Here is a 19,032-nt window from a genome sequence, read left to right on the forward strand (position 1 = left end):
CTGGACGAGGGGCGGGCCCCGGCGTCCGCCCGGGGCGTGGGTCAGCGGGGCGCGGTGCCTGATCCGGCGTAGACGGACTCGACCCAGGTGGCCATCTGGTCGTCGCTCAGGTGCTGGGCGAGGTCGGCCTCGCTGATCATGCCGACGAGCCGCTTGTTCTCGATCACCGGGAGCCTGCGGATCTGGTGCTGCTGCATCTCGCTGAGCACCTCGCTGACATCGGCTCCGGCCTCGACCCAGCGGGGGGTGCCGCGGGCCATGTCCCCGGCGGTGACCTTCGCGGGGTCGTGTCCCATGGCCACGCAGCCGACGACGATGTCCCGGTCGGTGAGGATGCCGCTGAGCCGTTCGTTCTCGTCGCTGATGGGGAGGGCCCCGACGTTCAGCTCGCGCATCAGCTGGGCTGCGCGGTCGAGGGTCTCGTGCGCGGGAATCCACTGGGCTCCCCGGTGCATGATCTCTCCGGCGGTGGTCATGGTCTGCCTCCCGGTGTGGCGGGCGGTCGACGCGACGCGGTGTGCGCCACTGTCCCGGCGCCCGGCCTCTGATCTCCGGCGACCTACATTCTCGCCGGGCCACCGGCCAACCGCATGTCGCGGAGGGCGCCGCACCGGACGTGCGGAGGCCTCCCCGGGGAGCCGGGACACCCTGAGATTCCCGTGGGCCCGGATCGCGCCGCAGGCGAGCACCCGCCGCCATCCGCCGTCGACGCCCTCAGCCGCTCCAGGCCGGGTGGCGGGGGTCGTCGGCCCGGACGAGGACATCGGCTGTGCCAGCCGGGTCGGTCTCGGCGGCGTAGCTGTCGAAGGCGGGCAGCGTCCAGTGGTCGGCCTCGGGCGTGCGGCGGCGCAGCGCACCCGGGGAGAGGAGGAGATGAACGGTCAGGTCGAAGGGGAACCAGTGACGCAGGAGGAGGGGGCCGTGCAGCAACAGGAAGCCGCCGGACGGGATGTGGACGTAGGGGCTGCGCGTGGCGCGGTCGGTGATCGGGTCCCACAGGTCGGGCAGTATCCGGCCGTCACCGCCCGGTTCGAGGGGGCCGAAGACCTCCCGCCAGAGGGCGCCGGTGTCGAACCAGCCCTGGGCGTAGGCGTCGACGTCGTGGTGGCCGTACTCGAAGCGGAGGGAGGCGGGGCGCAGGAAGTCGTGAGTGTCGACGACCCGCGAGGGCCGGCCCCGCACCCGCAGGGCCTCGGCGACGCGTGCGGCGAGGTCGCCCGGACGGGCGGCGGGGGCGCCGTCGAAGGCGATGCGCGGCCAGGGACTGCCGTCGTCCGGTGTCAGGTCGAGGAGGCGCTCGGCGAGGAGGTCGCCGAGCCGTTCCCAGGTGATCGCTTCGAGTCGCACAGGGCCCATGATGCGTCAGGTGCCGGACGGGACGCGTGGCGGCCGGGGCGGGTGTGGTCCCGGTGGGCGGGCTGTGCTGGGGGACGGGGGCCGAGAAGCCCGCGGAGATCGGCCGGTGTCGGGGTGGGCGCCGGGTGGGTTCCGGGAAGAAAGCCGGTAGGGGAAAGGGGACGGCATGGGGGTGCTCGCGACTCCCGCGGTGGGTACGGGGCCGGTCGCCGTACAGCCGACGCGGCGGCGGCACTGCGCGGAGTGCCGCAGGGGTCCCCTGGCGCTGCTCGTCGTGGAGGAAGGCGCGCCCCGGTGCCTCCCCTGTGCCGACCTGGGCCACCTCGTATTCCTGCCGCGCGGGGACACGGGCGTTGACCCGCCGGGCGCGGGAGGAGAGCACCCTGTCGGTGGTCGTCGTCCGGTTCGACCGCCGCCGGGCCCGGTACGAGCGGCAGGGCGTCCTGGTGGAGGAGGCGGGGCTGGCGCGGGCGGAGGCGCGCTGCCTGGCCGACGCGGAGGCCCGTCGGCGGCGCCGGGTGCGGGACGCGGCGCGACGGGTGGTGGCGGACGCGCGGTTCGCCGAGTCCTTCGCGGCCGAGATCCTGCGGCTGCTGCCTGACTGTCCCGAGGGACGGGCCCGCGCGATCGCCGCGCACGCCTCGGTGCGGGGCAGCGGGCGAGTAGGGCGCAGCGCGGCCGGGCGGGCGTTGTCGACGGGCGCGGTGGTGTCGGCGGTCGTGGCGTCGGTACGGCACACGGACACGCCGTACGACCAACTGCTGATGACGGGGGTGCCCCGGTGGGAGGCGCGGCAGCGGATCGCGCCGCGGGTGGAGGCGGTGCTGCGGGAGTGGGGGTGGACGGAGGGGATCGGCGTGGTCCGACCGTGAGGACAACGGGACGGTGACGAACGTAGCCGTCCGAAGCGGGCGCTGGGAGCGGCTGCCGGGCCGGGCTCCAGGGCCGGTCTTCGGGGCCGGTCTTCGGGGTGGTGGACGCTCGCGTATGGGGCCGAGGTTCTCGGTGATGGTGGCCGGGGGCGCGGACGCCTTGACTGGGGTGGTGGACAGAGGTCGGCCGGGTGGGAGCCCGGTCCGAGGCGGGAGGTGAGGTTGTCATGATCGATGGGCCGTTCGCCGCGCTGATCGTGGTCGGGGTGCTCGGGACCGGGCTGGTGGCCGGGGTGTTCTACGGGTTCTCGGCCTTCGTGATGCGGGGCCTGGGCTCGCTGCCGCCGGAGCGGGCGGTGGCGGCGATGAACGGGATCAACGTCAGCGCGGTGCGGCCGCCGTTCCTGGCGCTGTTCCTCGGTGCGACGGGCGTGTGCGCGGCGACAGCCGTGGTGACCTGTGTGGTGTGGCCGGACAACGGGGCGGTGGAGCTGCTCGTGGGGAGCGCGCTGTATCTCGCCGGTTCGTTCGGGGTGACAGTGGCGGCGAACGTGCCGCGCAACACCAGACTGCTCGGACTGTCGCCGGACGGTGCGGAGGCCGCCGCGTACTGGCCGGTCTACATACGGGAGTGGACCGCGTGGAACCACGTCCGGACCGTCGCCTCGGTCGCCGCCGCCCTCGCCTACGTCCTGGCGCTCACCTGACGACCCACGTCCGACACGACAGCCCTGCCGCCCTGCCGCCCAGGCGGACAGGCGGACAGGCGGACAGGCGGACAGGCCCAAGACGGTACGCGCGAGCAAGCGCTCTCCGGCGGCCTGCGCGGCGCGCCGACGGGACGTATCGTGGCCGAAGAGCGCCGCTCGATGACGCAGGGCCCCGTCGTACGCGCAGCAAGGATGACGGCCATGGCCGATCCCAAGGGATTCATGTCCACGCCCCGCCAGGAATGGCCACGCCGACCGGTCGGGGAGCGGGTCCGGGACTGGGACGAGGTGTACGTTCCCGGCGCGCTGCTCCCGCTGGTCGGCGCGCAGGCCGACCGCTGTATGGACTGCGGCATCCCGTTCTGCCACGACGCGTGTCCGCTGGGCAATCTGATCCCCGAGTGGAACGACCTGGTGTCCCGCGAGGACTGGCGGGCGGCGAGCGACCGACTGCACGCGACGAACAACTTCCCCGAGTTCACGGGGCGGTTGTGCCCCGCGCCCTGTGAGGCGGGGTGTGTGCTCGCCATCAACCAGCCCGCCGTCACCATCAAGAACGTCGAGGTGGCGATCGCCGACCGGGCCTGGGAGGAGGGCTTCGCTGCGCCCAGGCCGCCGGACCGGCTGTCGGGACGGACGGTGGCGGTGATCGGCTCCGGGCCCACCGGGCTGGCGGCGGCCCAGCAGCTGACCCGGGCGGGGCACACGGTCGCCGTGTACGAGAAGGATGACCGGATCGGCGGGCTGATGCGGTACGGCATTCCCGCGTTCAAGATGGAGAAGCGCCATCTGGAGCGGCGGATCGAGCAGATGCGGGCGGAGGGGACGCGGTTCCGGACGTCGACGACGGTCGGGCGGGACGTCATGGCCGACGACCTGCGGACCCGCTACGACGCCGTGGTGATCGCCACCGGGGCGACCGAGTGGCGCGAACTGCACGTGCCGGGGCGCGAGTTGACCGGTATTCACCAGGCGATGGAGTATCTCCCGCTGGCCAACCGGGTCGGTGAGGGCGACCTGGCGGCGTCACCGATGTCGGCGGCGGGACGGCACGTCGTGATCGTCGGCGGCGGCGACACGGGCGCCGACTGCCTGGGCACGGCGGTGCGCGAGGGCGCCGCGTCCGTCACGCAGCTCGACATCTACGCGATGCCCGGCGAGTCGCGGGACGAGGACACCGAGCCCTGGCCGACGTATCCGAAGATCTACCGGCTGTCGGCGGCGCACGAGGAGGCGCGTGAGCTGCGCAGCGCGCCGGTGGCGGACGCGGACGCGAGGCTCTTCGCGGCGTCCACGCTCCGCTTCACCGGGGACGAGGCGGGGCGGGTCCGCGCCCTGCACCTGGTGGAGGTGGACGCGGACCGGCGTCCGGTCGACGGTACGAGCCGGTCGATCCCCGCCGATCTCGTGCTGCTCGCCCTCGGCTTCACCGGGCCCGCGCGTGAGGACGGGATCGTCGAGCAGCTCGGGCTGACGCTGGAGCCGCGCGGGACGCTGGCACGGGACGGGGACTTCGGGACCGGGGTGCCCGGGGTGTTCGCGGCGGGCGACGCGGCGCGCGGGCAGTCGCTGATCGTGTGGGCGATCGCGGAGGGCCGGGCGGTGGCCGCAGCGGTCGACCGCCATCTGACGGGGTCGTCGCGGCTGCCGACCCCGATCGGCCCGTACGACCGGCCGCGGAGCGTGTAGCGGCCGCCGGGGCCGGACGAGGCTCGCGGAGTCCGCCTCCGGGCCGCGGCCTCGGCGTGCGCGGCGCCGGGGGCGCCCTCGTCGATGATCAGTGTCGGGGCTGGTGTGCGCGGTCGTACGTGCCGCCCCACGAACCGCCAAAGACCTTCTGTAAGGTGCGTTTCCATGGTGGATTCGTGGGTCAATGCGGCGGAGCGGATCGGGGTCGACCTGCATCTGGAGCTGTCCGGGCTGTCCGGCCCCGGCGGGCGCCGGGCCGCGCTGACCCGGGCGTTGCGCGAGGCGGTGCGCGGGGGACGGCTCGCGCCGGGCACCCGGCTGCCGCCCTACCGTTCGCTCGCCGCCGACCTCGGAGTGGCGCGCAACACGGTGGCCGACGCCTACGCGGAGCTGGTGGCGGAGGGCTGGCTCACCGCGCGGCAGGGTTCCGGGACCCGGGTCGCGGACCGCGCCCGACCGCTGCGACACGCCGTACAGAGCCCGGTTGTGGCACCTCCACGCGCGCGTGGTCCGCTGTTCGACCTCCGGCCGGGCACCCCGGACGTGTCGGAGTTCCCGCGCGCCGCCTGGTCGGCGTCCTACCGGCGGGCGCTCCAGCGGGCGCCCAGCGAGGTGTTCGGTCCCGCCGACCCGGCCGGGCGTCCGGAGCTGCGCGAGGCGCTGACCGAGTACCTGGCCCGTGCGCGCGGGGTCCGCACCGAGCCCGGCCGCATCGTGATCTGCTCGGGCTTCGCCCACGCGCTGCGCCTGCTGTTCGGGGCGGGCACGCTCGGACCGGGGGTGCTGCGCGGCCCGCTCGCGGTCGAGGCGTACGGCCTGGACTTCCACCGCGGGCTGCTCGCCGACGCGGGCGTACGCACCGTTCCGCTGCCGCTGGACGAGGAGGGCGCGCGCGTGGAACGGCTGGGGCGGGAGCGGGGTGTGCTGCTGACGCCCGCGCACCAGTTCCCGACGGGCGGCCCCCTGCACGCGCGCCGCAGGACGACCGCGATCGACTGGGCACGCGCGCGCGGAACGGTCGTCCTGGAGGACGACTACGACGGCGAGTTCCGCTACGACCGGCGGCCGGTGGGCGCCGTCCAGGGGCTCGACCCCGAGCACGTGATGTACCTGGGCTCGGTCAGCAAAAGCCTCTCCCCCGCGCTGCGCCTGGGCTGGATGGTGCTGCCGGAGCGGTATGTGGACGGCGTTCTGGCGGCCAAGGGGGAACGTGAGGCCTGGACGAGCGTCACGGACCAGTTGGGCCTGGCCGACTTCCTGACCAGCGGGGCGTACGACCGGCACGTACGGCGGATGCGGCAGCGCTATCGCGCGCGCCGGGACCGGCTGGTCGAGGCGCTCGCCGCACGCGCGCCGGACGTCGAGGTGACCGGGGTGGCGGCCGGGCTGCACGCGGTGCTGCGGCTGCCGCCGGGCACCGAGCGGCCCACGGTCGAGGCGGCCGTGCGGCGGGGCCTGGCCCTGGAGGGCCTGGCCGGGTTCCGGCACCCGGACACGGACATGCCGCCGCGCGACGGCCTCGTCGTGGGCTACGCGACGCCCGCGGAACACGCGTACGGGGCGGCGCTGGACGCGCTGTGCGGGGTGCTGCCGTAGGACCGGTTCCGGATACGTTCCGCTCGCGGTTCCGGTGCGGCGGGCAGCACCCGCGACGCTCCTGCGCCCGCCCCACGGGACCGGGGGACGGCGGTCGGGCCGATTCAGGGCTTGCGGGCCACCGCCCCGTACCCCGGAATGACCCCGTCCTCCTGGCCCGGCACCGGTTCGCCCAGTTCGGGGTGCCAGTCGGGCACCACCGAGACTCCGGGCTCGACCAGTTCCAGGCCGTCGAAGAACCGGGCGAACTCCGTACGGGAGCGCAGGGCGAGCGAGATGCCCGCCGCCTTCAGTTTCGCGGTGGCCGCCGCCGACTCCTCCGGGGTGAAGTCGGCGGTGGCGTGGGTCATCACCAGGTAGCTGCCGGAGGGCAGTTCGGCCAGCAGGCGGCCGACCAGCTCGTGCGCGCCGTCCGTGTCGGGGACGAAGTGCAGGAGCGCGATCAGGGACAGCGCCACCGGCCGGTCGAGGTCCAGGATCTTCCTGGCGCCCTCCATGACGGTCGCCGGGTCGCGCACGTCCGCCTGAAGGTACTCCGTGACGCCCTCGGGCGTGCTCCGCAGCAGGGCCGCGGCGTGCGCGAGGACGATCGGGTCGTTGTCGCAGTAGACGACGCGCGCGTCGGGCGCGGTCCGCTGGGCGACCTGGTGGAGGTTCGGCTCGGTCGGTATGCCCGTGCCGACGTCCAGGAACTGGCGGACGCCCCGGTCGGCCAGCCAGCGCGTGGCCCGGTGCATGAACGCCCGGTTGACGCGGGCCATCACCGGGACGCGGGGGTCGAGGGCCAGCATCTGGCGGCCCATCGCCTCGTCGACGGGGTAGTTGTCCTTGCCGCCCAGATACCAGTCGTACATCCGGGCGGGGTGGGGCCTGCTGGTGTCGATCTCGACGGTGGGGTCCTGGCCGGTCATGAGGAACTCCGTAAGCATGCGCAGCGGTAGGCGATCACGTCAGCAACCAAACAAGAAAGAGGAAAAGGAAGAGAAGGAAGAGAAAGACAAAGGGAAGAGAAAAGGCACAAGACAAGAGGAGGGGGGACGGGGGAGAAAAATCAGCGGGAGCGTGGTTCAGGAGAGCAGGAAGTCCGCCTCACCCGCCTTCGCGCCCTCGATGAAGGCGGTCATCTCGGCGGAGGTGTAGATGAGCGCGGGACCGTCGGGGTCGGTGGACTGGCGGACGGCGATCCGGCCGTCGGAGAGCTTCATCGCCTCCAGGCAGTTGCCGCCGTTGCCGCCGCTCCAGGGCTTGTGCCAGCCCTCGCTGCCCAGTTCCCTCGCGGGCATGCCGTTGTAGATCCGCTGGGTGCGGCCACGCGGCCTGGTCTGGGACTTGATTCGATCCATTCACAGCTCCTTGCGGAGATCCCGGAGGATCTCCTTCGTGCGATGTGCCGTAGCGGCCTGCGCCGCCATGCGGTCCATGACCTCCAGGTGGGTCGCCACCTCGGTGCGCGCGTCGAGGTAGACCGCGCCGGTCAGGTACTCGCTGTAGACCATGTCCGGAAGTTCGGGCATGGCGAATCGGAACAGCACGAAGGGCCCGTACGTGCCGGCGTGCGGCCCCGCGGAGAACGGGGCGATCTGCAGGGTCACGTTGGCCAGCTTCGTGGCGTCGAGCAGTTTGTCGATCTGCGCGCGCATCACCTCCGGTCCGCCCACGGGGCGGCGCAGAACGGTCTCGTCCATGACGACCCACAGGCGGGGCGCGTCGGGGCGGGTGAGGAGCACCTGGCGCTGCATGCGCAGGTCGACGAGGCGCTGGATGTCCTCGGGCCGGGTCTGGCCGATGGCTCCGGAGCGCAGCACTCCGCGCGCGTAGTCCTCGGTCTGGAGCAGGCCGGGGACGAAGTGCGGTTCGTACTGGCGGATCAAAGAGGCCGCGCCCTCCAGGCTGACGTGCATGGAGAACCAGCCGGGCAGGACGTCATGGAAGCGCTGCCACCAGCCGGGCTTGTTGGCCTCCTCGGCGAGCTGGACGAAGCCCTCGGCCTCCTGGTCGGTGACCCCGTAGGCCTTCAGCAGGAGTTGGAGGTACGGGATCTTGAGGGAGACCTCGGCCATCTCCATGCGGCGGACCGTGGCGGGCGCGACACGGAGGATGCGAGCCGCCTCCTCACGCTTCAGCCCGGCGCGTTCCCGCAGGTCCAGCAGGCGACGACCGAGGACGACCTGTCCCACGGTCGGCGCGGACCGCGGTTCGCTCACGCTCCACCTCCACGAAGAGCCGGGCCGACGGGTCGGTGGGCCGACGGGTCGGAGTCGAAGAGTTCCCGACAGCCCTACGGCGCCACGCGAAGACCTCACTCGAAGATCTGTACGAATATTTCGTTCGTACGTACGGATCTCCGCCGATCCCAACTGGCGCCGCTCGATGTGCTGTTGCGTGCAGTGTGCCATGGCGTCTCACCGCGTCACACAGCACTCTGCATTTTTCAGAGTGACACTTGCCAAGTGTTCACGGCGGGGCGATAGTGGCAAGCGTGATTCCGTCCGCGCCCTTAGGAACAGACGCTGCCGCAGGCCGCCCCCAGGGTCTCGGTGCCGCCGCGGGAGCAGGCCCTTACGAGGCCGCTGCCGAGCGCCGGTTCCGATTCGAACTGGCCGCCCATCCGGGTTCTCCCGCCCAGGCCAGACGCCTGACCCGGGCGCGGCTGACCGGATGGTCGGTGTGCGAGGACACCTGCGACACCGCCGCCCTGGTCATATCCGAACTCGTCACCAACGCCATCGTGCACACCGCGAGCGGTGTCGTCGTCTGCGAACTGTCCGACGGCGACGATCTCGTGCGGATAGCCGTGCGGGACCAGGGCTGCGCTCCCGGCGAGCCGCACCCCTCCCCGCAGCGCCCCGAGGAGGAGCACGGCAGAGGCCTGTTCCTCGTGGACGCCCTGTGTCGCGCCTGGGGCGCGCAGGAACACGGCACCGGTCTGCTGGTCTGGGCCGACCTGGCCCGCGGGACCGACGAGGCCGGAGCCGAGGTCGAGCCCGCGCGCGGAGCGGCCGAGACGGCCGCGGAAAGCGGTACGGCGATACCACCGGCGGCGGCTCGGGAGACCGGCGACGGTGACACCGGCACCGACTTCGCCCGCCTCGCCGACCGGAGCCACTCCAGCCTCGCCCACGCGCTCACCCGCCCGCGCAACGATCTGGGCTGGGGCGCCCCGCCGAAGCCCGGCCCGGCCGACGGCTCCGGCGACGACAACGACGCGCCCACCGAGTCGGACAACGGGGCCGCCCCGCAGGACACCACCGGCGCCACCACCCCGCAGGACACCACCGCCTCCAGCGACGCCACCGCCGACACGGCGCCCGCGGGGCGGCACAGCACCCGCGACGAGCGGATACGGGAGCGCGGCGAGCGCGGGGGCGATCACCCCGATCCGTCCGGGCACGCCCCGGAGGCCGATGCGAAGAGCGGCCCAGCGAGTGATCCGGGCGACGCGCGGCTGGTGCTGGCCCCCGAGGACCGGAACATGAGCGTGGACCACGGCCAGGGCCAGGTTCACAGCCCCGCCCACGGCAACCGTGCCGTCACGCCCGCTCGCCGCCCGCACCACCCGCCCGGCTCCGAGCCCCGCGCCTCAGGTGGGGACACACGGCCCGCCACCGGCCCGCTGAACCGCCTTCCGCACCTTCCCGGCCACGCCCACCCGGCCGACGGTCCGCTGCCGCGTGTGAGCCAGCAGTGGCAGCGGGCGGGGGCGGGACCGGGGGCCAGTGTTCCCGGCCGGTCCGCCGATCCGGCCGGGGACGCCGCTACGAAGCCGACGGGTCCGCAGAGCAAGCGTTCCGCGCCACCCGCCCAGCCCGCGCCACCTGCCCAGTCCGCGCCGGCCACGTCCGCCGCCCCGGCCCCGGCCTCTTGGAACTCCGCGGCGCGCGACCGGGGCACCGGATGAGCGCCGGAACAGGGCGCTCCGGCCTGCTGACGCTGGACACCGTGGTCCGCCTCGGGCGCGGCGCGCGGGGCGGCGTCCGCCCGGCTCCCCGCCGCCTCGCCCTCCCGGAGGGCATGACGGCCCCTCTCGGCTGCGACGCGGTGGCGGTACCGGCCCGGTTCGGACCGCTGGTCATGCCCCGCCTGCCGCGCGTCGGCTGCGTCTTCGCCGACGAGACGCAGTGGTGGTGGCTGGTGCCCTCCGACTCCGACTACGCCCTGGAGTGGCCGGCTCCCGCCCGGTACGCCACCGGCGCGATCGTCCTGGACACGCCGCGCGTCCCCGGTCTCATCCACCGACCGGACGGCACGGTGCCGTACACCCCGCCGATCCCCCTCTACCTGACTCTGTGCCGCCTGACGGACACTCCCCCGACCTGGTCACGGCCGGTCAGCGCGTAGCGGCGACGCCGGTCACTCGGCAGGTCAAGAAGTGACTGGCGCCTCAATCGAGGGCCTCGGCGCGCCGTACGACCACCAGGAACGTGTCCGTCGTCAGGTCCATGACCACCTCGGCGGCCAGGCCCTCCATGCGTCGCGCGTGCGCGAACTCCTCCGCGGGCCACGATCCGCGCGGCCCGCCCGCGGGAAAGCGTTCGAGCACTGTTCGCCCGTTCACCATCTCGCACCTCCAGAAAGCGTTGCTTGGAGGAGTTAACGCTCTCCGGAGGCAGGAAGCCTCGGTCGGTGACCGTACTGAGACGTAGCTGACACGGGTTCAGTGCGGAGGGTGAGGATGTGATCACCTTCTGATCATCTTCCGTAGGAAGGTGATTACGTTCCGCGTCAGAAGTCGTACTCGTCGTGATAGCGCACACCGGCGCTGCCCGCAGGCGCGCCGAGGCTCGACGCGCGCCCCTCGGGCATCTCCCACGCCTCCTGCCGTCCGAGGGCGGTGAGGTCGAGCAGGCTGGTGGTCGAGCCGAGTCCGTCGAGGCCCCGCTCGTACGTCGAGTACGTGTGGAAGACGCGTTCGCCGTCCCGGAGGAAGCAGCTCATGCCGGGCCGTTCGAGGAGCTGTCCGTCCTGCTCCAGGGTGACGTCGAAGTCGCGGTTGAAGGTGGTGCCGTGGGAGGAGTACCAGGGCACGGTCCAGCCCATGCGCGCCTTGAACGGCAGGATGCGCGGGAAGGGCGCGCGGGAGACGGCGGCGAAGGACGTCCCGCGGGCTTTGAGGTGGGCTAGGTGCCCGATCTGGTCGAGGAAGGCGGAGCACCTGCGGCAGCCCGCGTCCCACTCCGGGTCGAACATGAAGTGGTACACGACGAGTTGCGGACGTTCCTCGAAGAGGTCCGCCAGGGTCGATCTGCCCTCGCCGCCCTCGAAGACGTACTTCTCGGTGACCTCGACCATCGGCAGCCCGCGCCGCTCGGCGTTGAGCGCGTCGCGCGCGCGGGTCGCGGCCTTCTCCTTGGCGAGCAGTTCCTCGCGCGCGGTACGCCATTCCTCGCGCGAGACGATCTCCGGAAGTGCCATGGGTCCCTCCTGTGCAGCGGTCCGTCCGCAGTGGTGACCGGTGCCGGGGGCGGAACTCATCGCGCGCGTGGAGACTTTCTCCCCGTACGCGGGCGGGCGGGCCTCAGGGCGTGGACGCGGCGGTCGTGCCGGGGGTGCCCGGCAGGCCCACCCGCTCCCCCGTGTCGGCCAGTTCCCGCAGGAGTTCGTCGAGGCGGTCGCGGTGCGGACGGTCGAGGCGGCCCGCGTCGTCGAGGTGGACGGCCGCGGCGGTCGTCGTGTCGACGAGGCGTTCGAGGAGGGCCGCGACCTCGTCGGTGCCCTCGGTGTGCCGGGCGAGCGCGGGCAGTTCGGCGGCGGCGAGGGCGATGGCGCCGCGGGCCTCGGCGAGGGTGCGGTAGGCCTGGCGGCGCAGGAGCCAGCGGGTGGCGCGGTCGCCGGAGCCGTCCAGGACGTGGACCACGTAGGCGTGGGCGGCGGCGGTCGCGGCCGTGAGACGCGCGCGTACCCGGCCGCCGCGCTCCCCCGGCATCGGCAGATGGCCGACGACCAGGACGATGACGCAGGCCAGCAGCGTCTCGCCTATGCGGCCCGCGGAGGCCTGCGGTTCACCGCCCACCATGACCAGGGACAGCACGAGCACGGTGACGACGGCGGTCTGCGCCGCGAAATGCCGGGTCGAGACGGGGATGAGCGCGCCGCAGAGGGCGACCAGGACCACGAGTCCCTGCGGATGCGGCAGCAGGGCGGCGAGCCCGGCGAACAGCAGCGCGCCGAGCACGGTGCCCGCGGCGCGGCACAGCACGCGTGAGACGAGCGGTCCGAGGTCGGGCTTGACCAGGAAGACCGCGGTGACGGGCAGCCAGTACCAGTGCGGGTGCGCCCCGTACCAGTGGGTGTGGTGCAGCGCCTGGGCCACGGCGGCGCTCACGCCGAAGCCGAGGGCGACGCGCGTCCCGTACTCCCGGCCGCCCGTCCCGGCCGCGGCCCGCAGCACCTCACGCGCGCGCCGCACGCCGCGCGGCCGCGCGGCCAGGTCGGCTCCGGTACCGGAACCGTCACCCGTGAGGCCTCCCCTGCCGTCGAAGGCGTCCGCGGCCCGCAGCAGCGCGTCGTCCAGGGCCCGCAGCGCGGGCGCGGACCGGGCGGGCGCGGGCAGCGGCCCCCCGACCGTGTTCTCCCGTACGGCGACGGCGAGGCGCCGCGATCCCGCGCACGCGCGCGCGGTGAGGGGCTGCCCGGACCAGGCGAGGGCGGTGGCGGCCTCGGCGAGGGGCAGGGCGGCGGCGTACTGCGCGCGCAGGCGCCGTTCGGTGGCCGAGCCGGGGAGCCGCAGCAGCCGGGGCCCGGCGAGGGCGTCCTGGGCGTGGTCGAGGGCGGCGGTGAGCGCGGCCCGCCGGGCGGTGGCGTGTCCGGTGCCCGCGGCCTCCAGGAGGTCGGCCACGGCGTCGTACACGTCGGCCACGGCCGTGCGCTCCCCGTCGAGGCGGAAGGCGCCTGCCGGTGCGCCGGGGGTGGGCAGGGCGAGCCGGAGCAGGAGCAGCCAGCCCGCGCCGGCGAGGAAGGCGGCGGCGTGGGCCCCGGCGCTGCCGGGCAGCGGCATCCCGGCGCCGATCGCCGCGCCGACGAGCACCTGGGTGCCCGCGGCGGACGCGACGGGTCCGACGGCGCTCGCCCCGCCCGCGAGGAGCCCGAGGCCGGTGAGGGCGAAGGTCAGCCCGACCGGTCCCAGGCCATCGCCCGCGACGCTGCCGACGAGGAGGCCGGACGCGCCCGCGAGGGCGGGCGCGCCGATCCGCCGGATCGCGGAACGGCGGCTTCCGGGCCGGTCGTTGATCCCGGCGAGCATCGCGGCGATGGCGGCCACCACGCCGAGGGAGGTACGGCCGACCAGGAGGCCGGTGAGCAGCAGCGGCCCGGCGGCGAGCGCCCCGCGTACGACCGCGCTCCACGGCAGGGGCCCGTGCTGGGCGCGCAGGGCGTGCGCGAGCCAGGGCGGCAGAGCGGTCGGTGTGCGAACGGCAACGGCGGAACGCGGGGGCACGGGGCTCCTGTCGGTGGAGGGCGGGGTGCGCCTTCGGACGACGGTGGCCGGGGGTGCGCTGCTGGGGCGGTGCCTCCACGGTACGGGGAGATCTTGGAGAAGACGGGGCGGGAGCGTTTCCGGAAGGTGACGGAAGGCCGGGATCGGGGGTTCTTTATGAACGCAATCCGTGCGTGAGCGCCACGGGGGCGGGGGTGACGCGGGCGGGGGGGGCGACGCGGGCCAGGGGGCGACGCGGGCGGGGGCCACGCGGAGGGGCGCGATGAGGGGCCGTGATCCGGCGAGGGCTGTGGGCGGTCGCCGCCGCCGACGTCCCGTGTGGCTGCGCCGTCCCCGCCCCGCGCGGCGACGCCGCTCCGCGTCAGAAGTCCCAGATGTTCCGGTGCCGGTGACGGGTCGGCGGGAAGTCCAGTTCCTCGGCGAGAGCGAGCAGGCCGCCCGGCGGGGCGGCGCGCAGGCGGTTGCGGGCGCTCGCGCGGAACACGGCCAGCGCGGCGCGTGCCCGCACCTCGTACGGGCCGTCGACCCCGGCGTTGAGCGAGCGGGGGTAGGTGTAGGCGACGAACGCCCGGTCCACGGGGACGGGCAGCGGGCGCCGTCCTTCGCGCCGGGCGCGCGCCGTCTCGCGCGCGGTACGGCGCAGCGCGGTGAGCCGGTGGCCGCTGCGCAGCCCGGCCCACCGCGTCGACCAGGGCGCGGGGTCGTGGTTGCGGTGGCGGGGGCGGACGTGGTGGACGGTGCGGGACATGACGGACCTTCCGCGGCCCGCCGGGATCTCCGGCGTGGCGGCTAGAAATCCGCCGCCGTGAACCGCCCCAGACGCTTGGTACGCATGGGCGGAAGCGTGCCGTCCGGGGGTCCGGACCGTCCAGTGGTTTTCGGTGCCGGGGCCGATTGTCAGTGGGGGGCGCTTCAATGGGTGATGTCGTCACAGAGCGTCACGACAAGGACGTCAGGCAGGCGTCGGAGCGTCGGGCACAGCTATCGGGGGGTCGGGATGGTGCGGTACACGGAGGACGAGCGGCGGTACGTGTCCCTCGCGGGGCTGCGGATGCGGGGCTGGACGGGGCCGCTGGTACGGCGACTGCTGGGACCGCCGGACCGGCTGAGCGTCGATCCCCGGTCCAGGGCGGCACCCCATCTGCGGCTGTACCGGGTGGAACGGGTGGAGGCGGCGGAGCGCGGCGCGGAGTTCCGGGAGGGCCGCACTCGGCGGGCGGCGACGGCCTCACCGGCCGCTGGGCCTGGCGGCGAGGCACCTCCACCACGTGAGGACACAGGAGCGCCACCTGGTCCGGGCCGGGCCCTGCCCTCCGATACGGGTGAGGCGGATCGGCCCGATCCGGGCGAGGAAGCGCGCCGCCGTGTGCGTCGCCCGTCGGGGCGACGTCCGTGATCCGCCGGTCAGCCGGGCGCGCCCCACACCCTCCGCTTCGGTTCCGGTGCCGCGAAGCTGCCGGTCCGGCTGGTGCGCAGGCCCAGGTCCACCAGCGCCTCGGCCAGCTTCACGGCGGCGGCGACCCCGTCCACGACCGGGAGGCCGAGCTTCTCCGCCACCGTCCGTTGCAGTCCCGTCATCCCGGCACAGCCGAGCACGAGCACCTCGGCCCCGGCCTCACGGGCGCGTTCGGCGGCGGTGAGGAAGGCGGCCTCGGTGCGCTCGGCGTCGCCGAGGTCGAGCACGCCGAGTCCGGTGCCGACGACGGCGGCGCAGTTGCGGGCCACCCCGGCCAGTTCCAGGCTGTCCTCGATCTGGCCGCGCGAGCGCTCCAGGGTGGTGACGACGCCGTAGCGGCGGCCGAGCAGGCAGGCGAGGTGGGCGGCGGCCTCGGTGATGTCGACGACGGGTACGTCGACGAGTTCGCGCACGCCCTCGCGCCCGTGCTCGCCGAACCCGGCGAGGACGACGGCGTCGTAGGGCGGCCCGTCGTAGGTGCGCAGGGTGTCGAGGACGGCGGCGGCGGAGAGGTAGCTGTCGAGCCAGCCCTCGGCGGAGGCGGGTCCCCACGCGGGGGTCAGACCGGTCACGGTGGTGCCCGGACCAGCCGCGGCCCGGGCACCTCGTACGATCTCGGCGGTCATCTCCTGCGTGGTGTTGCAGTTGGTGACGACGATCCGCACGTCTCTCAGACCTCCGTGGACGTCTCGGCGGCGGGGGCGAGGGCCGGAGCGGGGGCCGCCCCGGCCGCGCGCTCGTCGCGGCACAGGAACAGGTACAGACCCCCGGCGAGGGCGGTCCCGATGAACCAGGAGTACGGGGCCACGTCACCGAAGGCCTTCACCAGTGCGAGGACCGCCGCGACCGCCGCCGAGGGGAGGAACGCCCCCAGGGCCTTGGGGTTGACGCCCCGGCGGTAGTGGTAGCGGGAGCCGGGGCGGGCGTCGAAGAGGGCGTCCATGTCGATCCGGCCGCGCTTGACCAGGAAGTAGTCGACCATGATCACGCCGAACAGCGGGCCGAGGAAGGCGCCGAGGCCGCCGAGGAAGTAGTTGACGACGGTGGGGTTGGAGAAGAGGTTCCAGGGGGTGACGAGCAGCGCGGCGACCGTGCTGATCAGACCGCCGACCTTGAAGGTGATCTTCTGCGGCCAGACGTTGGCGAGGTCGTACGCCGGGGAGACGAAGTTGGCGACGATGTTGACGCCCATGGTGGCCACGGCGAAGGTGAACGCCGCCAGCACGAGGACCCAGGTGTTGCCGACCTTGGCGACGAGTTCCGCCGGGTCGGTGATGGCCTCGCCGAACACCTCCAGCGAGCCCGCCGTGACGATGACCGAGACGACGACGAAGGCGGTGGAGTTGATGGGCAGACCCCAGAAGTTGCCGCGCCGCACGGTGCGGTAGTCGGGGGCGAAGCGGGAGAAGTCGCAGAAGTTGAGCATCAGGGTGCCGTAGGTGGCGAGGATCAGCCCGATCGCGCCGAACCACTGCCGCCACTGCTCGCCCACGGAGACCGGGTGCGGGGTGGAGGTGAGGGAGATCGTCCAGCCGGCCTTGGCGAGGATCCAGACGGCCAGCGCGATCATCACGAGCCAGATCGCGGGGCCGCAGAAGTCCTGGAACTTGCGGACCGACTCCATTCCCTGCGTGATGATCAGCGCCTGGATCAGCCAGAGCGAGACGAAGGAGACCCAGCCGAGCGCGTCCAGGCCGAGGAACGAGTGGTGGGTCCAGGACTCCAGACCGGGCCAGGCCGCGAGCAGCATCACGTTGACCGCGACGGAGGCCAGATAGGTCTGGATGCCGTACCACATGATGGCGATCACGGCGCGGATCAGGGCGGGGATGTTGGCGCCCCACACGCCGAAGCTGATGCGGCTGACCACGGGGAACGGCACGCCGTGGCGCTGGCCGATGCGGCCCATCCAGTTCATGCCGACGTAGATGAGGACGAAGCCGACGAGGAGGGAGGTGAAGACCTGCCAGACGTTCATGCCGAGGACCAGCAGACCGGCGGCGAAGGTGTAGTTGCCGAGGTTGTGGACGTCGGACATCCACAGGGCGAAGAGGTCGAAGACCTTCCAGTTCCGCTTTCCGGCGGGGGCCAGGTCTTCGTTGGTGAGCCGTGGGTCGGGGACGAACGCGGGGGCGCCGGTGGCTTCGGCGCGGTCGGCGAGGGACACGGGACCTCCAGGGCGACGGGGAGGGCGGAGGGGCTGCGGCCCGGCGGGGACCACAGAACGCGTCGTTTGGTATACCAAACTGCGGTCATGGTCCCGCCGTCAAGCGTTCCGACCGATGTCCGCTCCGTTACGGCTCCGTAAAAGCCCCCTCGCATCGGCGAAGATGGCTCCCATGAGCTCCCCGGCGAAGATCGAACCCCTCGGCGCGGTGCGGGAACGGGTCCTGGCAGCCCTGCGGCAGGAGATCATCGCCGGGCGGCTGCGCCCCGGCGACCGCCTGGTCGAACGCGAACTGGCGGACCGCTTCGGGGTGTCGAGGGTTCCGGTCCGCGAGGCCATCCGCGCCCTGGTGGCCGAGGGATTCGTGCTGTTCGAGACCCCGCGCCGGACGGTCGTGCGCAGACTGAGCCCGACGGACGTGAAGGAACTCTTCGAGCTGCGCGAGGCGTTGGAGGTGTACGCGGCCGGTCTCGCCGCCACCCGGGCCACCCCCGAGGCGCTGGCGGAGCTGCGGGAGCTGCTCGACCGGGCGGCCGAGGCGACCCGCGCCGGGGACGCCGAGACGATCACGGACGTCAACACCCGCTTCCACGACGGCATCCTGGCCCTGGCGGGCAACGGCCTGCTGATCTCGGTCATGGAACCGGTCGACGGCCGCCTGCGCTGGCTCACCCGGCAGAACGAGGAGTGGCCACAGCTCCTCACCGAGCACCGCGAGCTGTACGACGCCATCGCGTCCGGCGACCCGCAGCGCGCCCGTGCTCACGCCCTGACTCACGTGCAGGCCAACTACCGCTCCACGGTCCGCCACCTGTTCGGCGACGGGGCCGACCTGCCGCCGCCCGCCTGAGACGGGCTCGCCGCGGGATCGCTCAGCGCCGTCGGTCGTCCTGGACGGTGTCGGCGGGGTCGTCGGGGTCAGTGACGGGCAGGCCCGCCGTGAGCGCCGCCGTCCGCAGCACCTCCCGCAGCATGGCGGGGGTGAGGCGGCCGGTGAAGGTGTTGCGCTGGCTGACGTGGAAGCAGCCGTAGACGTCCAGGGGGTGAGCGGCGCCCGCGCCGTCGGGCAGGGGCAGGGACACGTGCGCGCCGTGGGCGAAGGCGGGTCGGGGGCGGGGGACGGACCGGCCGGTGGCGGCGAGGGCGGGCCAGGTGGCCTGCCAGCCGAACGCGCCGAGCACGACGACCGCCCGCAGCGTCGGCCGCAGCAGGCCCACCTCCCGGACCAGCCAGGGGCGGCAGGTGGTCCGCTCCTCGGGCGTGGGCTTGTTGGCGGGCGGCGCGCAGTGCACGGGCGAGGTGACCCGGACGCCGTGCAGGGTAAGACCGTCGTCGACCGCCACCGCGGTGGGCCGGGAGGCGAGGCCGACGTCGTACAGGGCCTGGTACAGCACGTCGCCGGAGCGGTCCCCGGTGAACATGCGGCCGGTGCGGTTGGCGCCGTGGGCGGCCGGGGCGAGGCCGACGATCAGCAGCCGCGCGTCGGGCGGACCGAACCCCGGTACGGGCCGCCCCCAATAGGTCTGCGTGGCGAAGGCCGCCCTCCTGGTCCGGGCGACCTCCTCCCGCCAGTCCACCAGCCGCGGGCAGGCCCGGCAGCCCGCGATCCGGTGGTCCAGCGCGGCCAGGGTGCCCACGGCAGCCCTGCCCCGTACCTCCTCCGCCGCGTCCGTCTCCCCACCGTAGGCGGAGCGGCCGCACGGGGCCGATCGGGTCGGGGCGGACCGGGTCGGGGCAGGGCGCTGCTTCGC

17 protein-coding genes and 2 pseudogenes are annotated in these 19,032 nt (G+C 73.8%); 7 read left to right on the forward strand and 12 right to left on the reverse strand.

Annotated elements, in window-relative coordinates; translation table 11 throughout:
- Positions 1-41 precede the first annotated feature (41 nt).
- Both ACIQPQ_RS29805 and ACIQPQ_RS29810 read right to left on the reverse strand, forming a co-directional pair.
- Positions 42-476, reverse strand: a complete 435-nt coding sequence (locus ACIQPQ_RS29805) for a CBS domain-containing protein (RefSeq protein WP_383772412.1) — start codon at positions 474-476, stop codon at positions 42-44.
- Between the two features lie 238 nt (positions 477-714).
- Positions 715-1,356, reverse strand: coding sequence for a uridine kinase (locus ACIQPQ_RS29810; protein ID WP_401309771.1), 642 nt, complete (start codon positions 1,354-1,356; stop codon positions 715-717).
- A 166-nt stretch (positions 1,357-1,522) separates the two neighbouring features.
- Here ACIQPQ_RS29810 and ACIQPQ_RS29815 point away from each other — a divergent pair.
- The 4 genes and pseudogenes from ACIQPQ_RS29815 to ACIQPQ_RS29830 all read left to right on the forward strand — a co-directional run bounded on the left by ACIQPQ_RS29815 (position 1,523) and on the right by ACIQPQ_RS29830 (position 6,223).
- Positions 1,523-2,228 (forward strand): annotated as a pseudogene (locus tag ACIQPQ_RS29815) (DUF2293 domain-containing protein).
- A gap of 227 nt (positions 2,229-2,455) precedes the next feature.
- Entirely contained in the window at positions 2,456-2,935 is a 480-nt protein-coding gene (locus ACIQPQ_RS29820) for a DUF1772 domain-containing protein (protein ID WP_401309774.1), read from the forward strand.
- A gap of 204 nt (positions 2,936-3,139) precedes the next feature.
- A complete protein-coding gene (locus ACIQPQ_RS29825) occupies positions 3,140-4,627 on the forward strand; it encodes a glutamate synthase subunit beta (RefSeq protein WP_401309777.1) in 1,488 nt (495 codons plus the stop codon).
- Positions 4,628-4,792: 165 nt separating this feature from the next.
- Positions 4,793-6,223 carry a PLP-dependent aminotransferase family protein gene (locus ACIQPQ_RS29830; protein WP_401309780.1) on the forward strand — a complete coding sequence of 477 codons (1,431 nt, stop codon included), beginning with the start codon at positions 4,793-4,795 and terminating at the stop codon, positions 6,221-6,223.
- Between the two features lie 104 nt (positions 6,224-6,327).
- On the opposite strand, the gene ACIQPQ_RS29835 is transcribed toward ACIQPQ_RS29830, so the two are convergent.
- The 3 genes from ACIQPQ_RS29835 to ACIQPQ_RS29845 all read right to left on the reverse strand — a co-directional run bounded on the left by ACIQPQ_RS29835 (position 6,328) and on the right by ACIQPQ_RS29845 (position 8,427).
- Positions 6,328-7,134: an SAM-dependent methyltransferase gene (locus tag ACIQPQ_RS29835; protein ID WP_401309783.1), complete on the reverse strand. Its 807-nt coding sequence runs from the start codon at positions 7,132-7,134 to the stop codon at positions 6,328-6,330.
- Positions 7,135-7,290: 156 nt separating this feature from the next.
- Positions 7,291-7,566 (reverse strand): DUF397 domain-containing protein, encoded by a 276-nt coding sequence (locus ACIQPQ_RS29840; RefSeq protein ID WP_383772426.1) that lies wholly within the window; start codon positions 7,564-7,566, stop codon positions 7,291-7,293.
- Positions 7,567-8,427 carry a helix-turn-helix transcriptional regulator gene (locus ACIQPQ_RS29845; protein ID WP_401309785.1) on the reverse strand — a complete coding sequence of 287 codons (861 nt, stop codon included), beginning with the start codon at positions 8,425-8,427 and terminating at the stop codon, positions 7,567-7,569. It lies immediately after the preceding gene.
- A 266-nt stretch (positions 8,428-8,693) separates the two neighbouring features.
- Between ACIQPQ_RS29845 and ACIQPQ_RS29850 the strand changes: the two are divergent.
- Positions 8,694-9,212 (forward strand): annotated as a pseudogene (locus ACIQPQ_RS29850) (ATP-binding protein); the annotation flags it as partial.
- Positions 9,213-10,117: 905 nt separating this feature from the next.
- Entirely contained in the window at positions 10,118-10,561 is a 444-nt protein-coding gene (locus ACIQPQ_RS29855; protein WP_401309788.1) for a hypothetical protein, read from the forward strand.
- Between the two features lie 43 nt (positions 10,562-10,604).
- Here the strand turns inward: ACIQPQ_RS29855 and ACIQPQ_RS29860 are convergent, their stop codons facing one another.
- The 6 genes from ACIQPQ_RS29860 to ACIQPQ_RS29885 form a co-directional block, all read right to left on the reverse strand.
- Positions 10,605-10,778: a hypothetical protein gene (locus ACIQPQ_RS29860; protein ID WP_401310023.1), complete on the reverse strand. Its 174-nt coding sequence runs from the start codon at positions 10,776-10,778 to the stop codon at positions 10,605-10,607.
- A 167-nt stretch (positions 10,779-10,945) separates the two neighbouring features.
- The gene (locus ACIQPQ_RS29865; RefSeq protein WP_401309791.1) at positions 10,946-11,635 is read right to left on the reverse strand and encodes a DUF899 domain-containing protein; all 690 of its coding nucleotides are present in this window, start codon (positions 11,633-11,635) and stop codon (positions 10,946-10,948) included.
- A 103-nt stretch (positions 11,636-11,738) separates the two neighbouring features.
- Complete coding sequence (locus tag ACIQPQ_RS29870) at positions 11,739-13,658, reverse strand: FUSC family protein (protein ID WP_401309794.1); 1,920 nt, start codon at positions 13,656-13,658, stop codon at positions 11,739-11,741.
- A gap of 361 nt (positions 13,659-14,019) precedes the next feature.
- Positions 14,020-14,406 (reverse strand): hypothetical protein, encoded by a 387-nt coding sequence (locus ACIQPQ_RS29875; protein ID WP_401309797.1) that lies wholly within the window; start codon positions 14,404-14,406, stop codon positions 14,020-14,022.
- Between the two features lie 656 nt (positions 14,407-15,062).
- Positions 15,063-15,779, reverse strand: a complete 717-nt coding sequence (locus ACIQPQ_RS29880; protein WP_401309800.1) for an aspartate/glutamate racemase family protein — start codon at positions 15,777-15,779, stop codon at positions 15,063-15,065.
- 5 nt (positions 15,780-15,784) lie between these two features.
- Positions 15,785-17,281 (reverse strand): NCS1 family nucleobase:cation symporter-1, encoded by a 1,497-nt coding sequence (locus ACIQPQ_RS29885; protein ID WP_401309803.1) that lies wholly within the window; start codon positions 17,279-17,281, stop codon positions 15,785-15,787.
- A 163-nt stretch (positions 17,282-17,444) separates the two neighbouring features.
- Here ACIQPQ_RS29885 and ACIQPQ_RS29890 point away from each other — a divergent pair, with 163 nt between their 5' ends.
- The gene (locus tag ACIQPQ_RS29890) at positions 17,445-18,131 is read left to right on the forward strand and encodes a GntR family transcriptional regulator (protein ID WP_401309806.1); all 687 of its coding nucleotides are present in this window, start codon (positions 17,445-17,447) and stop codon (positions 18,129-18,131) included.
- A 22-nt stretch (positions 18,132-18,153) separates the two neighbouring features.
- Here ACIQPQ_RS29890 and ACIQPQ_RS29895 read toward each other — a convergent pair whose 3' ends face one another.
- On the reverse strand, positions 18,154-18,918 hold the full coding sequence (locus ACIQPQ_RS29895; protein ID WP_401309810.1) for a uracil-DNA glycosylase: 765 nt from the start codon (positions 18,916-18,918) through the stop codon (positions 18,154-18,156).
- Positions 18,919-19,032 lie beyond the last annotated feature (114 nt).

Origin of the sequence: Streptomyces sp. NPDC091281, from assembly GCF_044757425.1 — a bacterium.
GTDB lineage: Bacteria > Actinomycetota > Actinomycetes > Streptomycetales > Streptomycetaceae > Streptomyces.

What these genes read in the sequence shown, in the direction of transcription:
- ACIQPQ_RS29805 (WP_383772412.1), bottom strand. Translation starts at nt 476, where the DNA reads ATGACCACCGCCGGAGAGATCATGCACCGGGGAGCCCAGTGGATTCCC.
- ACIQPQ_RS29810 (WP_401309771.1), bottom strand. Translation starts at nt 1,356, where the DNA reads ATGGGCCCTGTGCGACTCGAAGCGATCACCTGGGAACGGCTCGGCGAC.
- ACIQPQ_RS29820 (WP_401309774.1), top strand. Translation starts at nt 2,456, where the DNA reads ATGATCGATGGGCCGTTCGCCGCGCTGATCGTGGTCGGGGTGCTCGGG.
- ACIQPQ_RS29825 (WP_401309777.1), top strand. Translation starts at nt 3,140, where the DNA reads ATGGCCGATCCCAAGGGATTCATGTCCACGCCCCGCCAGGAATGGCCA.
- ACIQPQ_RS29830 (WP_401309780.1), top strand. Translation starts at nt 4,793, where the DNA reads ATGGTGGATTCGTGGGTCAATGCGGCGGAGCGGATCGGGGTCGACCTG.
- ACIQPQ_RS29835 (WP_401309783.1), bottom strand. Translation starts at nt 7,134, where the DNA reads ATGACCGGCCAGGACCCCACCGTCGAGATCGACACCAGCAGGCCCCAC.
- ACIQPQ_RS29840 (WP_383772426.1), bottom strand. Translation starts at nt 7,566, where the DNA reads ATGGATCGAATCAAGTCCCAGACCAGGCCGCGTGGCCGCACCCAGCGG.
- ACIQPQ_RS29855 (WP_401309788.1), top strand. Translation starts at nt 10,118, where the DNA reads ATGAGCGCCGGAACAGGGCGCTCCGGCCTGCTGACGCTGGACACCGTG.
- ACIQPQ_RS29865 (WP_401309791.1), bottom strand. Translation starts at nt 11,635, where the DNA reads ATGGCACTTCCGGAGATCGTCTCGCGCGAGGAATGGCGTACCGCGCGC.
- ACIQPQ_RS29875 (WP_401309797.1), bottom strand. Translation starts at nt 14,406, where the DNA reads ATGTCCCGCACCGTCCACCACGTCCGCCCCCGCCACCGCAACCACGAC.
- ACIQPQ_RS29890 (WP_401309806.1), top strand. Translation starts at nt 17,445, where the DNA reads ATGGCTCCCATGAGCTCCCCGGCGAAGATCGAACCCCTCGGCGCGGTG.